Source organism: Bradyrhizobium sp. Kon37 (assembly GCF_055807535.1).
The window spans coordinates 485001-500824 of sequence record NZ_JBVVOY010000004.1; the positions used below are offsets into that span (position 1 = coordinate 485001).

Annotated in this window: 8 protein-coding genes and 1 rRNA gene (1 of these 9 only partly in view); 4 read left to right on the forward strand and 5 right to left on the reverse strand. The window is 61.5% G+C overall.

Going from position 1 to position 15824, the window contains the following annotated elements:
- Positions 1–1159, reverse strand: a 16S ribosomal RNA gene (locus AC0L3J_RS13100); it reaches 330 nt to the left of the window's first position.
- A 1033-nt stretch (positions 1160–2192) separates the two neighbouring features.
- On the opposite strand from AC0L3J_RS13100, the gene AC0L3J_RS13105 reads away from it, so the two are divergent.
- Together AC0L3J_RS13105 and AC0L3J_RS13110 are read left to right on the forward strand one after the other, a co-directional pair.
- Complete coding sequence (locus AC0L3J_RS13105; RefSeq protein ID WP_473347250.1) at positions 2193–4256, forward strand: peptidoglycan DD-metalloendopeptidase family protein; 2064 nt, start codon at positions 2193–2195, stop codon at positions 4254–4256.
- A gap of 155 nt (positions 4257–4411) precedes the next feature.
- Positions 4412–6031 (forward strand): hypothetical protein, encoded by a 1620-nt coding sequence (locus AC0L3J_RS13110; RefSeq protein ID WP_473347251.1) that lies wholly within the window; start codon positions 4412–4414, stop codon positions 6029–6031.
- A 148-nt stretch (positions 6032–6179) separates the two neighbouring features.
- Here AC0L3J_RS13110 and AC0L3J_RS13115 read toward each other — a convergent pair whose 3' ends face one another.
- The 3 genes from AC0L3J_RS13115 to clpB all read right to left on the reverse strand — a co-directional run bounded on the left by AC0L3J_RS13115 (position 6180) and on the right by clpB (position 12688).
- Positions 6180–8294 (reverse strand): DUF2272 domain-containing protein, encoded by a 2115-nt coding sequence (locus AC0L3J_RS13115; protein ID WP_473347252.1) that lies wholly within the window; start codon positions 8292–8294, stop codon positions 6180–6182.
- 42 nt (positions 8295–8336) lie between these two features.
- Positions 8337–9668 (reverse strand): hypothetical protein, encoded by a 1332-nt coding sequence (locus AC0L3J_RS13120; protein WP_473347253.1) that lies wholly within the window; start codon positions 9666–9668, stop codon positions 8337–8339.
- Between the two features lie 380 nt (positions 9669–10048).
- A complete protein-coding gene (gene clpB / locus AC0L3J_RS13125; protein ID WP_473347254.1) occupies positions 10049–12688 on the reverse strand; it encodes an ATP-dependent chaperone ClpB in 2640 nt (879 codons plus the stop codon).
- Between the two features lie 257 nt (positions 12689–12945).
- Here clpB and AC0L3J_RS13130 point away from each other — a divergent pair, with 257 nt between their 5' ends.
- On the forward strand, positions 12946–13734 hold the full coding sequence (locus AC0L3J_RS13130; RefSeq protein WP_473347255.1) for an MOSC domain-containing protein: 789 nt from the start codon (positions 12946–12948) through the stop codon (positions 13732–13734).
- Positions 13735–13847: 113 nt separating this feature from the next.
- Here AC0L3J_RS13130 and AC0L3J_RS13135 read toward each other — a convergent pair whose 3' ends face one another.
- Positions 13848–14672 carry a TIGR02594 family protein gene (locus tag AC0L3J_RS13135; protein ID WP_473347256.1) on the reverse strand — a complete coding sequence of 275 codons (825 nt, stop codon included), beginning with the start codon at positions 14670–14672 and terminating at the stop codon, positions 13848–13850.
- Between the two features lie 200 nt (positions 14673–14872).
- On the opposite strand from AC0L3J_RS13135, the gene AC0L3J_RS13140 reads away from it, so the two are divergent.
- Entirely contained in the window at positions 14873–15736 is an 864-nt protein-coding gene (locus tag AC0L3J_RS13140) for an alpha/beta fold hydrolase (protein WP_473347257.1), read from the forward strand.
- Positions 15737–15824: the final 88 nt, after the last annotated feature.

A 15824-nucleotide genomic window follows, 5' to 3' on the forward strand; every position in this document is an offset into this window, starting at 1 on the left:
TAAGGGCCATGAGGACTTGACGTCATCCCCACCTTCCTCGCGGCTTATCACCGGCAGTCTCCTTAGAGTGCTCAACTAAATGGTAGCAACTAAGGACGGGGGTTGCGCTCGTTGCGGGACTTAACCCAACATCTCACGACACGAGCTGACGACAGCCATGCAGCACCTGTGTTCCAGGCTCCGAAGAGAAGGTCACATCTCTGCGACCGGTCCTGGACATGTCAAGGGCTGGTAAGGTTCTGCGCGTTGCGTCGAATTAAACCACATGCTCCACCGCTTGTGCGGGCCCCCGTCAATTCCTTTGAGTTTTAATCTTGCGACCGTACTCCCCAGGCGGAATGCTTAAAGCGTTAGCTGCGCCACTAGTGAGTAAACCCACTAACGGCTGGCATTCATCGTTTACGGCGTGGACTACCAGGGTATCTAATCCTGTTTGCTCCCCACGCTTTCGTGCCTCAGCGTCAGTATCGGGCCAGTGAGCCGCCTTCGCCACTGGTGTTCTTGCGAATATCTACGAATTTCACCTCTACACTCGCAGTTCCACTCACCTCTCCCGAACTCAAGATCCTCAGTATCAAAGGCAGTTCTGGAGTTGAGCTCCAGGATTTCACCCCTGACTTAAAGACCCGCCTACGCACCCTTTACGCCCAGTGATTCCGAGCAACGCTAGCCCCCTTCGTATTACCGCGGCTGCTGGCACGAAGTTAGCCGGGGCTTATTCTTGCGGTACCGTCATTATCTTCCCGCACAAAAGAGCTTTACAACCCTAGGGCCTTCATCACTCACGCGGCATGGCTGGATCAGGCTTGCGCCCATTGTCCAATATTCCCCACTGCTGCCTCCCGTAGGAGTTTGGGCCGTGTCTCAGTCCCAATGTGGCTGATCATCCTCTCAGACCAGCTACTGATCGTCGCCTTGGTGAGCCATTACCTCACCAACTAGCTAATCAGACGCGGGCCAATCTTTCGGCGATAAATCTTTCCCCGTAAGGGCTTATCCGGTATTAGCACAAGTTTCCCTGTGTTGTTCCGAACCAAAAGGTATGTTCCCACGCGTTACTCACCCGTCTGCCGCTGACGTATCGCTACGCCCGCTCGACTTGCATGTGTTAAGCCTGCCGCCAGCGTTCGCTCTGAGCCAGGATCAAACTCTCAAGTTGGACTTGAACTTTGAACCGGCTGATCACAACGTTTTGACGAGGTCCCACCATTTTTCATCGACCGAAGTCGATGAGCTGCCCGCGATTCACATCGCTGGCAACGATGGTGTAACCTTAAAACGTGTACCGCCGAAGTCTTTCGTCCCCTCTCAGAACTCAAAAGCCGAAGCTCTTCAGTACCCGAGAGGCGCAAGGACTCCGCCGTCCACGTTTCTCTTTCTTCATCTTCACTTGTCAAACAGCCCGGGACCAGGAGGCCCCAACCTTCCAGAGAGGAAGGGTTCCGACACCCTTACCGACGATGGATGAACTCCAATCGACTTACGTCGACTGTTGTGTCACTCAACAAGGTGAGGAGCATCAGTGGCGCGTTCGCTCGCCTTGGTCAGTGACCCGGCGGCGCCGCGCTCAGTGGTCGGGTTATAGGCCCCACCCATCGGGGTTGTCAACGACCATTGTCAGAAAATCGTCGCACGGTGGATTGTTCGAAAAATCCACGCGATTACAGCAGGTTAGAAAGTCACCGAGCCACTGGATCGGGCCAGCGCGGAGAAAAAACCCAAAAAAAGTTTGGGCCCGAGGGGGCTCCGGAGGGGGCATGGAGGCGCCTTGGCCGCGGCTTGGAGCGCCCGCCCCTGGAAGGCCCCGACGCCCAGTCGTTTCCGGAAACTTTTCCATATTAGGCGCCGTACTTGAGCCACAATCCCCCGGCGTTCTGGTACAGACAAAGCTTGAATCGCAGGGATGCCAGTGGGGGCTGCCGGCGGTTTGTGTGGGGTCAGAGGAAGGCGATCATCCGATGAAGCAGCCTTCTTCAGACATTCGAGACACATCGAGAGATCTTTTTTCCGCTTAGCTGTTCGTAATTTCGGCCGGTCCGTCATCTGGGCCTTCTGACCGCGGACGCCTATGCGGCTTGCCTTTTCCGGAGACGCCCCAGAGAGGGCGGCGTAAGGAGGGGCTCGAAACAGGGGCTGCTCAGAACGGGGCTGCTCGAAATCGGGCTCTCGGGTCGTTGATTGGGGGACTTGGGTTGAACCACAGGACGTCACGCGGCGCTTACGGGCGTGAGACCGGGATCATCGATCTCGGCCACGAGCCGCCGCTGTCCGTCGATGGTTCCGAAGCCGCCGTCATCGATCGCCGCCGCGTCTCGGTGCAATGGTTCAGCGGGACGATTCTAACCGGACTTTGCGGCGCAGCCCTGATCGGCGGCGCCGTTTTCGCTTCGCTCGACGGCGAGATGACCTTCGCCAAGGTGCCGGAGCGCGTCGAAGGCGCGCTGCGCGGCGCATTCGGCGCAGCCGACCGCGCCGCCACGCTGCACAAGAGCGACCGCCTGCCGCCCCCGAACGAATCTACGGCCTCGCGCAACATCGTGCGCGTCTCGACCGTCGCCCGCGTCGGCAACCGCGACGTGATGCGGGTACGTCCCTTCATCCGGATCGCCGGCAATCTATCGATGACGACGAGCGACCTGTCGGCAAAGATCCCGCCGTTCAACGCCCAACGCCTTCTCACCGACGTCGGCTCCGATCCGAAGACGGCATCCGAGGATCCGAATAATCCGGAAGCCGTCGAACCCGACGCCGAGGTCTCGTTCGTCACCAAGGACCTCTCCCAGGTGCTGCCGAAAGCCAAGATTTCCGCAGTGGTGGCGCTCGACGACATCCTGATGCGGGTCCGCGATGCCGCCAATTGGCGCGGCAATGGCGGGGTGCGCTACGCCGCGCTCTCCAATGCTGCGGCCGACGTCTCCGGCGCGACCGGCCCGTCCGACATCCGAAGCGCCTACGCCACCGAAGTGTCGCCGTCCGATCCCTATGCCGGCTTCGAGACGCGCGTGGTGCCGGAAAACGTCACGCTGCTGCCGAAGACCAAGGAGCAGATCACCGGCGGCAATCCCAACGGCGAACGCATCCACGTGGTCAAGAAGGGCGACAGCGTCGCCGGCGTGCTGCGCGATCTCGGCGCCACGGCCGAGGAGATCAAGGCGATCACCGCGACGCTCGGTCCGCGCGGCCGCGACGGCGGCCTGAAGGAAGGCGAGAAGCTGCGCATCCTGATGGCGCCCGCAAGCCCCGGCGCCCGTCTGCAGCCCTACCGCGTCGTCATCGCCAACGAGACCATGGTCGAGGCGATCGCGGCGCTGTCAGATCTCGGCAAATACGTCGCGGTCGACGTCTCCAGCATGAACACCGTCGCCGACGCGGCGGCGAACGCCAACAGCGACGACGATGACGACGATGACGGCACGGGCGTGCGGCTCTACCAGAGCATCTACGAGACCGCGATGCGCAACAAGGTGCCGATGCCCGTCATCGACGACATGATCAAGATCTACTCCTACGACGTCGATTTCCAGCGCAAGGTGGCGCCGGGCGATTCATTCGACGTGTTCTACGCCGGCGAAGACGAAGGCGTGACCGCGAGCGAAAAGAACGACGTGCTGTTCGCTTCGCTCACGCTCGGCGGCGAGACCAAGAAATACTACCGCTACCAGAGCCCCGACGACGGCGTCGTCGACTATTATGACGAGACCGGCAAGAGCGCGAAGAAGTTCCTGGTGCGCAAGCCCGTCAACAACGCCATCATGCGCTCCGGCTTCGGCGGTCGCCGTCACCCCATCCTCGGCTATGTGAAGATGCATACCGGCGTCGACTGGGCGACCTCCTACGGCACGCCGATCTTCGCCTCCGGCAACGGCGTGATCGAGAAGGCCGGCCCCGAGGGCGGCTACGGCAAATACATCCGCATCAAGCATAACAACGGCTACGAGACCGCCTATGGCCATATGTCGGCCTTTGCCAAGGGTATGGAGCCCGGCAAGAAGGTGCGGCAGGGCCAGGTGATCGGCTTCGTCGGTTCGACCGGCGCGTCGACCGGCCCGCACGTCCACTACGAAATCCTGGTCAACGGTCGCTTCGTCGATCCTCTGCGCGTGAAACTGCCGCGCGGCCGCTCGCTGGAAGGCCCGATGCTGGCCGGCTTCGAGAAGGAGCGCGACCGGCTCGACGGCATGATGAGCGGCCGCGCCGGCGCCATCGCCCGGATGTCGGACGCCACCGGCGGTCCGCTGCAGGTCACCAACCGGTAAAGCCGGCGAACCGGCAGAGATCGGCCGATCATCTTCAAAGACGATCCGGATTTGACGTCCTCGCGCGAGGCCGCTTGGCCGCATCACAACGTCAAGTTTCGTTTGCCAAAGCGGCATGAGGAGCGAATACTTTCCAAAAAACGGGAGGTCTCGCCATGAACAACAGGCTCGCCTGCGCAGCCTTCGTCGCTGCGATTGTCTCCGCCACCAGTGTTTCGGCCGAAAACTGGGAGGTCACCAAGCTCGTCCCGGGCTCGGCGTTCCACGGCGTGCACGGGCTTGCGATCGACAAGGCCGGCCATCTGTTTGCCGGCAGCGTCGCGGGCGCGGCGCTCTACGAGGTCGACATCGCCGGCGGCACCGCCAAGGTTGCAATCCCCGCCCCGATCGGAATGGCTGACGACATCGCATTCGCGCCCGACGGCACCATGGCATGGACCGGATTCCTGGCTGGAGATCTTTATTCGCGCAAGGGCGACGGCCCGATCAAGAAACTCGCTTCCGGCCTTCCCGGCATCAACTCGCTCGCTTACCGCAAGGACGGCAGGCTCTACGCCACCACCGTCTTCCTCGGCGACACGCTCTATGAGATCGACGTCGAGGGCGTCAAACCGCCGCGCCAGATCATGGAGAAGATGGGCGGCCTCAACGGCTTCGAGTTCGGTCCGGACGACAAGCTCTACGGTCCACTCTGGTTCAAGGGCCAGGTCGCCAAGGTCGACGTCGACAAGGCCGAACTGACCGTCGTTGCCGACGGCTTCAAGGTCCCGGCCGCGGTGAACTTCGATTCCAGGGGCAATCTCTGGGTGGTCGACACCGCACTCGGGCAACTCGTTAGGGTCGATCCCAAATCGGGCGCCAAGACCATGGTCGCGCAATTGAAGCCGTCGCTGGACAATCTCGCGATCGACGACAAGGACCGGATCTACGTCTCCAACATGGCCGACAACGGCATCCAGGAGGTCGATCCCGCGACCGGCCAGGCGCGGCAGGTCATCATCGGCAAGCTCGCCTTGCCCGGCGGCATCGGCGTCACGTCGGAGAACGGCAAGGATACGATCCACGTCGCCGACGTGTTCGCCTATCGTACGGTGGACGGCGCGACCGGCGAGGTCACCGAGAAGGCCCGCATGCACGCCGCCGGCGTCACGCTCGAATACCCGATGAGTGCAACGGCGACGGGCAACGACGTGGTGCTGTCGAGCTGGTTCACCGGCACGGTGCAGGTGATCGACGGCAAGACCGGCGCCACCCGCGACATGCTGCACGGCTTCAAGGCGCCGCACGACGCGCTCGTGCTCGCGGACGGCAGCATTCTGGTCACCGAGCTCGGCACCAAATCGCTGGTCCGCGTCAGCGGCGAGCACGGCAAGGACCGCACCACACTGATCGGCGGCCTGGAGGGCCCGGTCGGGCTGGTCGCCGGATCGCGCGGCGAGGTCTATGCCACCGAAGCCTTTTCCGGCGTCGTCTCGATGATCGAAAGCAACGGCGAAAAGACGGTCATCGCCAAGGACCTGAAAATGCCCGAAGGCATCGCCCGCGCCAGCGACGGCAAGCTGATCGTGGCGGAGGTCGGCGCCAAGCGGTTGATCGAGATCGCACCGGAGAGCGGCACGATCACCGAGATCGCGGCCAATCTCCCGATCGGCCTCGTGGGTGCGCCCGGCGGCCTGCCGACCCATATTCCGACGGGCGTGGCGATTGGCGCTTCCGGCGTGATCTACTTCAGCTCGGATGTCGAGAACGCGATTTATAGGGTGGTGAAGAAGTAGCGGCTGCCAATCGACTCTGCCCTTGGCGGTAGGAACGCGCGCGAGCCAGTGGACGTCTTGTCGGATCTCGGAGAGGGCCGGATAGCGCCGGGTCAAGCTGTCCGCAGCGGGGGACTGGAGTGGGCGTAAGGACCGGACCTTCCCGAGATCAGCGCTTCTTCATCACAACGAAAGACAGATTCTTCCTGTCTTTGACCTTGCCTTTCGCATCCAAGACGATCGTCTTTTTCGTCACGGAATCGGAAACGTTGCCACCGATCACATCGGCCTCCCCTTCTCTGACCGCAACAACGATGTCACTGTGACTGTCATAGTCCTCCGTCTTGTCAAAGAGAGCCTGCGCCTGGTCAAAGGTCATCCCCTTGGTCCGTCCGGCTCCGATAATGTCCCCAACTGCCACGACGGCCTCCTTGTCGCTCAGACGGAAGCCCCAATAGGCCTTGCTCGTGTCCTGCTGTTGCTGGGCTTTGATCGCCTCGCGGATATATGTGGAATGCCGTTCCGAGATCGTAAAGGCCGAGGCTTGAATGCCGGCCTGCCTGATCATGTAGCAGATCGTAACCGCCGACCAGAAGTAGACGTCTCTTTCGATATCCTCCAACGAGGGATGCGACCCCAACAGCCTGCAATAGGTATCGCGAACATAGGTCGCGAACGGCGCCTCATTGTCGACGTGTCCGATCCTCCCGGGGATCGATCTACCCCAAAACTCCCATTCCTTCGTCGCTGCGGCAATGATCGCCGATGCGGACTTGTCCGGGCTGATGAGTGGACCTTGCGGTTGCCCATCTCCCGAGAACACCCATGCGTCCTGACCAAGCTGAATCGCATGGGCCTCCGGGGGATGATAGTTTTCCGGAAAGCCGTGAATATGAGAATCCGGCGGCACCCCATAGGAAGCTATCGGGTGAGCCCTGATCGGCTCTCCCCAACTCGGATGGGATTGAGGATTGAAGAAATGGGTCGCCCCCTTGATCTTGCTGGCCGTTCCGCGCGCGCGGTTCTGAATATGGTGAAGCGCGATCTCGATATGCTTGTCCGATGGCTTCGGCAGCTTCTCCCAAGTTCCCAGATCATTGATGGCCGAAAACTGGCTCTTTTGATTGATGACCCCCTGAATTGTCTTTGGGAATTCCGTGCTCGGATACACGACGCGATTGAAAACAGTATCGATCACCGCGCCCATCGCATCAGTTAGCACAGGCTCTCCAAATTTCACCCCGAAGTTGCCCACCTCACTTTCACTGACCCTCGCCAAGGCGTCCACGTCCTGATCCGTGACCGAAACCATCTTCCCGCTGAACTGAATGCCAAAAATCGGATTATTGACGTCGGATGGCACGCTCTTTTCGATCTCATGCGCGAGCTTCTTCACTTCCTCGAAGGCAGCACTGAACTTGTCTACGCAAGTCTGGAGGGCCTCTTGGATCGTTGCCGAGCCATCTTCCTTGAAGATCGCCTTGTTGCGCTTCAGGAACGCCGTTCGGTCGTCATCATCCGGATAGATTTGCTTGATCACATTCAGCGACGACTGAGCCGGGTTGGCTTTCTCGGCCTGAAGAATTTTATCAGCTGCATTTGAGCCAAACGTATCGTCGTCCGCGAAAATGTGCGCAAGAAAGAGATCAATCGCGCTCAATCCGTGATCGGTGACCAATCCTTTGAGCAGTGTTGCCGATTTCGCCGCAAGAACCCCCGCAGCGACGCATTGCGCCGTTGGGAATCGGATATGATCCGGAGTAAGTCCGGCGAGTTCGGGCAGGATCAACAATTTAGCCCAGAGGTCTTTCGTGAATCGGTATACCCCGAACGATACAGCATCCGCCGGATCAATGGCCTTGACGTGGGTATCGCTCCATTGATCGCCGCTTAGGACGAATGCCAGCGCGTAAAGGTAGGCCGGATTGGTCTTGTTCAGCTCAGCTTGCACGTAGCAAGCATCTGCAAACGCCGCTTTTTCGACTTCAACCGGAAATGGCTGGAAACCGCCTGACGCCAGAACCTCGGTACCCTCATCGACGAGAAATCTTGTCGCTACGAATCCCTTCCGCTTATCGGCATCGTTGCCGCCCTTTGCACTGACGAAAACCCACGTCACAGGATTGCCGCCAATCGTTTCGGTCACTGGGTCTTTGGCACCGGTGTCCACTTTTTCGCCGGCAAAGACCTGGAGCTCCTGCTCATCCAATTCGACGAGGGCAGAATCGTCCTTTCCATTTTTGCGCAAGAACTGATCAAACAGAATTTTTTTGACCTCGGGCATAAATCTTTCTCCGGCAAAAGAATCTCAGGCGAGGAAATCACGTCACGTGCATGTCAGCGAAACGTTCCTGAATGACTTGTCAGTCAACGTTTCCGTATCGCGATCCGCGATCTCGGCCTTCCTCGCTTCTGACATCTTACTCTTTGCAATTTTGATTGCGGCTCGCGTCGCGGCATCAAATTTGCCGGATGCCTTGTCCCTAAAAGTAGGATCGCAAATCGCAAGAATGCCCTGGAGTATTTTGACTCCATTTTCATCCGCGAAACGGAATTTCTCAAAGGCCGTCCGGTATCCGCGATCCGTCCCGGACATATCGACGCTGCACGGACGCGCTCCCAAAAAAATCTGAACCTCGGCCGCACTTGTGATCTGGTTCTTGACGTTCGTGAATGGCTTGGCGTTGGCACTACTATTGTTGCCGCCAACCTTCGCCTGCCGGATAGCTTCCCTCGTTATTGCATCGAAAGCCGCACCAATCGGCACGCACAGGTTCGCTTGAATTGATTGCCCGGCTGATTTGGGTGTACCTCGCTCGCTATCGGTCTCTCCGCCCGTCATTTTTTCTTCGCGGATGAGGGGGTTGGTGTTGACTCCCGGCAGCGGATCACGTGGCTTTGCTGGAATCGAATCGAGCAAGGCACCCGCCACCAATGATCTGCGAATCTGTTCTGCGTTGCCTTTGTCGGGCGACGTGTTGCCCGCGACACTGTCGCGAGTCCGCTGATTGACCAGGTCTTCGATGTAGAATGGCGTACAAATCAGCATATATTCCCGGAGCACGTGCACGGCGTCTGGCTGATATGCAATCCGCACTTTCAGTGTCTCGCGGTACTGCAAGCGTTTCTCACGCACCAGAAGCGAGACAGTCGATTTCTCGATTTCGAACAGCAGCCGCGAGTAGTAGTTGGTGAAGGAATTGCTAGCCAGACCGAAGGCGAGACCTGCTATGGCGATCGGCGCGGCGCCAACACCGGTTGTGTACAACAGCGCTTCGGTAAAAGTCCGCGTGTCGTGAATCTGGCTCAGGATGGCGCTGCGGTCACGACGCCGGCTGGCTAGCCAGGCAAGATAACTGTCGCATCGACGGTCGATATCGTTGAAGCCAGCACTTACCAAAGCTGCCCATTGGGCGCTTCCGTATCGGCTTACGTCGCAGGAGACGATGGCATCAGAGACCGGATCGACGATCTTCACCCCACCGGCCTGCACACACAGGTACGAAAGATAGACTTCAAGTCGGCGGGTCGACTCCGCCATATCCTCGGCTGGCAACTCAGTGCCAATGCCTTCCTGAATCAGCTTCTCTTCGACCGAGAGACAACCGCTGAGCGCTAACGCCAACGCAATGCAAATCGCAACGATACCCGCACGCATCGCACGCTCCCACAATATCTTTCAGACTATGGCGCGCTAACTCTGTCACTGTGAGCGACAGCCTCACGCGAGCAACATTCCGGAAAATACCGAGCGTCGCCACAGCCCCTTAAATCTTGGGGGATTGTGGCGAGCCTCGACCGGATTGTTCAAGAAGATTCATGCACGCTCTCAGCGAAAGCGCGGAACGTGTTTCATTTATAACACACGGCTTTTGCGTGCGTCGCAACGACGCAGCCAGCGGTTGTGATGCTTGTCACGCATATAGCGCGACACCTGATTGCGCGTCGGGCGAAGCAGATTGCGCGCGTTGCCGGTACGAAAAAACCTCCCCGCGTCGCGGGGAGGTTTGAGCAGGTTCAATGTGCTGTTTTGGACGCTCAGTTCAGCTTCCGCTTCGACACCGGCGCCTCGAACTGGGCGATCTCCGCGGTCTGCGGCGCCTTGCCGTTGAAGGTCAGCACGTTGCCTTCGGACGAGATTGCAACGGTATCGCCGTCCTTGACGTCGCCGGCCAGGATCATCTCGGCGAGCGGATCCTGGACATGACGCTGGATCACGCGCTTGAGCGGCCGTGCGCCGTAGGCGGGATCCCAGCCCTTGGCGGCGAGCCAGTCGCGGCCCGCAGCGTCGAGCGTCAGCACGATCTTGCGATCGGTCAAAAGCTTTTGCAGCCGCGCGAACTGGATCTCGACGATCCGGCCCATCTCGCTCCTCTGCAAGCGGTGGAACAGGATGATCTCATCGACGCGGTTCAAGAACTCTGGCCTGAAGTGCGACCGCACCATTCCCATCACCTGCTCGCGCACGGCCGAGGTGTCTTCGCCCTCCGGCTGGTTCACCAGAAACTCCGAACCGAGGTTCGAGGTCATGATGATCAGCGTGTTGCGGAAGTCGACGGTGCGGCCCTGGCCGTCGGTGAGGCGGCCGTCATCGAGCACCTGCAACAGCACGTTGAACACGTCGGGATGCGCCTTCTCGATCTCGTCGAACAGCACCACCTGGTAGGGCCGGCGCCGCACCGCTTCGGTCAGCGCACCGCCCTCGTCATAGCCGACATAGCCCGGAGGCGCGCCGATCAGCCGCGAGACCGAGTGCTTCTCCATGTACTCGGACATGTCGAGGCGGACCATCGCGGTCTCGTCGTTGAACAGATATTCGGCGAGCGCTTTCGTCAGCTCGGTCTTGCCGACGCCGGTCGGCCCCAGGAACATGAACGAGCCGGTCGGCCGGTTCGGATCCTGCAGCCCCGCGCGCGAACGGCGCACCGCGGTCGCGACTGCACGCACGGCTTCGGCCTGGCCGACGACGCGCTTGCCGAGCGAGTCCTCCATCCGCAGCAGCTTGTCCTTCTCGCCTTCGAGCATCTTGTCGACGGGCACGCCGGTCCAGCGCGAGACCACCTGCGCGATGTGGTTGGCGGTGACCGCCTCCTCCATCATCTCGCCGGAGTTCTCCTTGGCCTCGATGTCTGCGAGCTGCTTTTCGAGCTCGGGGATCCGGCCATAGGCCAGCTCGCCGGCCTTCTGGAATTCACCGCGCCGCTGCGCGTTGGCGAGTTCGACCCGTAAGCCGTCGAGCTCGGCCTTCAGCTTCTGGGCGTCGGAGAGCTTGTTCTTCTCCGCGCTCCAGCGTGCGGTGAGCGCCGCGGACTTCTCCTCGAGATCGGCCAGCTCCTTCTCCAGCGTCTGCAGGCGGCTCTTCGAACCGGCATCGCTCTCTTTCTTCAATGCTTCCTGCTCGATCTTCAGCCGGATGATTTCCCGATCCATCGAATCCAGCTCTTCCGGCTTGGAGTCGACCTGCATCTTGAGCCGCGCCGCCGCCTCGTCCATGAGGTCGATGGCCTTGTCCGGCAGGAAGCGGTCGGTGATGTAGCGGTTGGACAGCGTCGTGGCGGCGACCAGCGCGGAATCGGTGATCCGCACACCGTGATGCTGCTCGTACTTGTCCTTCAGCCCGCGCAGGATCGAGATCGTATCCTCGACCGAGGGCTCGCTGACGAAGATCGGCTGGAAACGCCGCGCCAGCGCCGCGTCCTTTTCGACGTGCTTTTGGTACTCGTCGAGCGTGGTGGCGCCGATGCAGTGCAGCTCGCCGCGGGCGAGCGCAGGCTTGAGCAAATTGGACGCGTCCATCGCGCCGTCGCCCTTGCCCGCGCCGATCAACGTGTGCATCTCGTCGATGAACAGGACGAAATTGCCCTCGCTCCCGGTCACCTCCTGCAGCACGGCCTTCAGCCGCTCCTCGAACTCGCCGCGATATTTTGCACCCGCGATCAGCGAGCCGAGGTCGAGCGACAGCAGCTTCTTGTCCTTCAGGCTCTCCGGCACATCGCCGTTGACGATGCGCAGCGCCAGGCCCTCGGCGATGGCGGTCTTGCCGACACCGGGCTCGCCGATCAGGACGGGATTGTTCTTGGTCCGGCGCGACAGCACCTGGATCGTACGGCGGATCTCTTCGTCGCGGCCGATGACCGGATCGAGCTTGCCATCGCGCGCCGCCTGGGTGAGGTCGCGGGCATATTTCTTCAGCGCGTCATACGCGTTCTCGGCCGTGGCGGAGTCCGCGGTCCGGCCCTTGCGCAGCGCCTCGATCGCCGCGTTGAGGTTTTGCGGGGTGACGCCGCCCTTGGCCAGGATCGCGCCGGCCTCGCTGGTCTTCTCCAGCGCGAGGCCGAGCAGCAGCCGCTCGACCGTGACAAAGCTGTCGCCGGCCTTCTCGCCGGCCTTTTCGGCGGCGTCGAAGGTGCGGGCGAGCTCAGGCGCCAGATAGATCTGGCCGGCGCCGCCGCCAGAGACCTTCGGCACCTTGTTCAGGGCGTCCTCGGTCGCCTTCAGGATGGCGCGGGAATTGCCGCCGGCACGGTCGATCAGACCGGCAGCGAGGCCTTCATTGTCGTCCAGCAGCACTTTCAGGACGTGCAGGGTCGAAAACTGCTGGTGCCCTTCGCGCACCGCAAGCGACTGCGCGGACTGGACGAAGCCCCTGGAGCGTTCGGTATATTTTTCGATATTCATATCGTGGTCTTTCCCTCGGCCTGCCCCTGGAGCCCTCTAAGGCACTCCAAACGGCATCTTCATTGGGTTTCCGATGACCGCATTGACGTTTCTCAACCGGCAACGGTCGTTACCAGCCGGCGCTGGCGCCGGCCTGACCCAGATGTGGGAAGCGAGGCCTCGGACCGGAAGAGGCGAGTTCACAATTTCGTGCGCGGATCCGCCCGCTTGGCGCCGATGGGCCGAATCCCCTAAGTAGCGGCATGACCCCTAACGCAATGACAGCCAGCCAGACCGCCGAGATCACCGGCCTCTACCGTTATCCAATCAAGGGCCTGACGCCGGAGCCGCTGCCCCGCGTCTCCCTGCGAACCGGCCAGACCCTGCCCGCCGACCGCCGCTACGCCATCGAGAACGGCCCCAGCGGCTTCGATCCGGGCCAGCCGCAGTGGAAGCCGAAGATCCAGTTCCTGATGCTGGCGCGCAATGAGCGGCTGGCTTCGCTCAACAGCCGGTTCGAGGACGCGACCAACCGCCTGACCATCCGCAAGGACGGCCAGATCGTCGCCAGCGGCGATCTCGAGACCGCGGCCGGGCGCGCCGCCATCGAGGCCTATTTCAGCGAGAACTTTCAACCGGAGCTGAAGGGTCCGCCCAAAATCCTGTCCGGCCGCGACCACAGCTTTTCCGACGTCGCCCGCAAGGTCGTGTCCATCATCAATCTCGACAGCGTTCGCGCGCTCGAGACCATGCTCGGCGGCGCAGCCGTCCACCCGCTGCGCTTCCGGGCCAATCTCTACGTGAAGGGCTGGCCGGCCTGGTCGGAGCTCGACCTCGTCGGCCAGACGCTCGCGATCGGACAGGCCCGGCTGGAAGTGGTCAAGCGCATCAAGCGCTGCCCGGCCACCAATGTCGACCCTCAGACCGCCAGGCGCGATCTCGAAATCCCGACCACGCTCTCGAGCAATCTCGGCCACATGGACTGCGGCATCTATGCCGAGGTGATCGCCGACGGCGATATCGGCGTGGGCGACGCGGTTGCATTGGAAGAGCCGAGACTCGTCTGAGCTGCGGTAGGGTGGGCAAAGCGGTAGCGTGCCCACCATTCCAGCTTACGAACGTTGACGCACCGCTGGTGGGCACGGCGCTAACGCGCCTTTGCCCACCCTACGGGCCCTCCTCAATTCGGCATCACATACGCATAGATCCGGCCGCGCGAGATCGGCGCTTCGCGGACGCGGTTGCCGTTGTTGCCGGAGATCATGATCGGATTACCCTGCGCGTCGATGCCGGTGATGATGCCGACATGGCCACCCCGACCACCGCGCGACATCACTGCGATGGCGCCGACCTGCGGACCGGAGACGCGCGTGCCGTAATGCGCGAACGAATTCGCCATATCGGAGCCGGTGCCACGGTGACCGGTCTTCTCAAGCACCATGTTCATGAACCGCGCGCACCACAGGCTGCCGCGGCCGGTCGGATTGCCGCCGACATAGCGGCGTGCCTCGGACACGAGGCCCGATCCGCCACCGAAGCCGCCGCTGCTCGTGGCGCTATTGGCCAAGCCGCCGACATTCGCCTCAGTGGCCATCCCACCGCCACGCCTCGTGGCGATTCGACGGCTGGCGCGCGTGGTCATCCCACCGCTATCTCTGGTAACCATTCCAGCGTTGCCGCTCATAGCCATTCCACCGCCGCCGCTCATGGCCACTCCACCGCTGCCGCTCATGGCGATGCCGCCGCTATTGGCGTTCGGGTCATAGCTGGCGAAGGTGTTGCCGAAGCCGCTCGCCTGCAATTGCGCCGCGCCGCGCTCGAAGCGCGAACCGCGTGCATGCCGGTAATGATGATATCTGCTGGCGTGATGCGCGTAAGCGTGCCGCTCTGCGCTATGACGATGAGATCGTGCTGACGCCGGCGAGGTGAGCGCGGCCACCGCCGCGAAGAAAACAGCCAACGCGACGACACAGCGCGACAGGCGAGACGCAAACAACTCGAACATTCTTCATCCTTCGTTGACACCCCCACTTCCCCGTCGGCCCGTGCGGTGGCCGACATCCGCGGGCTGTATCAGTATCCTGATGTGGCGAGAACAAGACGCGGTCGCGGAGATTTTCGACGATGATTAATAAGTGTTAGGGTCGTATGCGCTCACCGCAGGACGGCATTCCAATGCCGCAGCCACCTCAGGGAGAAAACCGGATGCCTCACGCCCTCACGAAGGACAATTGTCGCCTCTATTTCGAAGAAGCAGGCACCGGCACGCCGATTATTTTTCTGCACGAATTCGCGGCCGACTACACCAATTGGGAGCCGCAGATGCGCTACTTTTCGCGCGGCCATCGCTGCATCACCTATTCCGCGCGCGGCTACACGCCATCGGACGTGCCTGATGGCGAGGTCTACGGCTACACGCATTTCTATACCGATGCGCTCGCGGTGCTCGATCATCTGAAGATCGACCGCGCGCACTTCGTCGGCCTCTCGATGGGCGCCTATTCGTCACTCCAGATCGGGCTCAACGCGCCCCAACGTGCGCTGTCGATGACGCTCGCCGGCGTCGGCTCGGGCTCGGAGATCGAGAACCTCGACGCATGGCGCCAGCAGTGCCGCGCCAACGCGGAGCAATTCGAGATGCTCGGCTCAGCCGAAGTCGCAAAAGTCACGCGCGAGGCGCCGAGCCGGATTCCCTTCCTGGTGAAGGACCCGCGCGGCCACGCCGATTTCTACGCTGCCCTGGCGCGGCACGACGCCAAGGGATCGGCGCGGACGATGCGCGGCTTCCAGGCGGGCCGTCCCTCGATCTTTACGATGACGGACGCGATCAGGGCCGCCACGACGCCGGCACTCATCATCTGCGGCGACGAGGACGATCCGTGCGTGGGCGCAAGCCTGTTCCTGAAGAAGCACCTGCCTGCGGCAGGGCTCGCCATGTTTCCGAAGTCCGGCCACGTGCTCAATCTCGAAGAGCCCGCGCTGTTCAACGAAACGGTGGAACGGTTCGTCACGCTGGTGGAAGCGGGAAGATGGCCAGCGCGCGATCCGAGGTCACTGGCGGCGCATTAGCGCGACGGCGTCACCACACGCTCCGTCGCGTAGCCCGGATGGAGCGAAAGCGTAATCCGGGGCGTTCGCGTCCGCGGATAGAATCCCG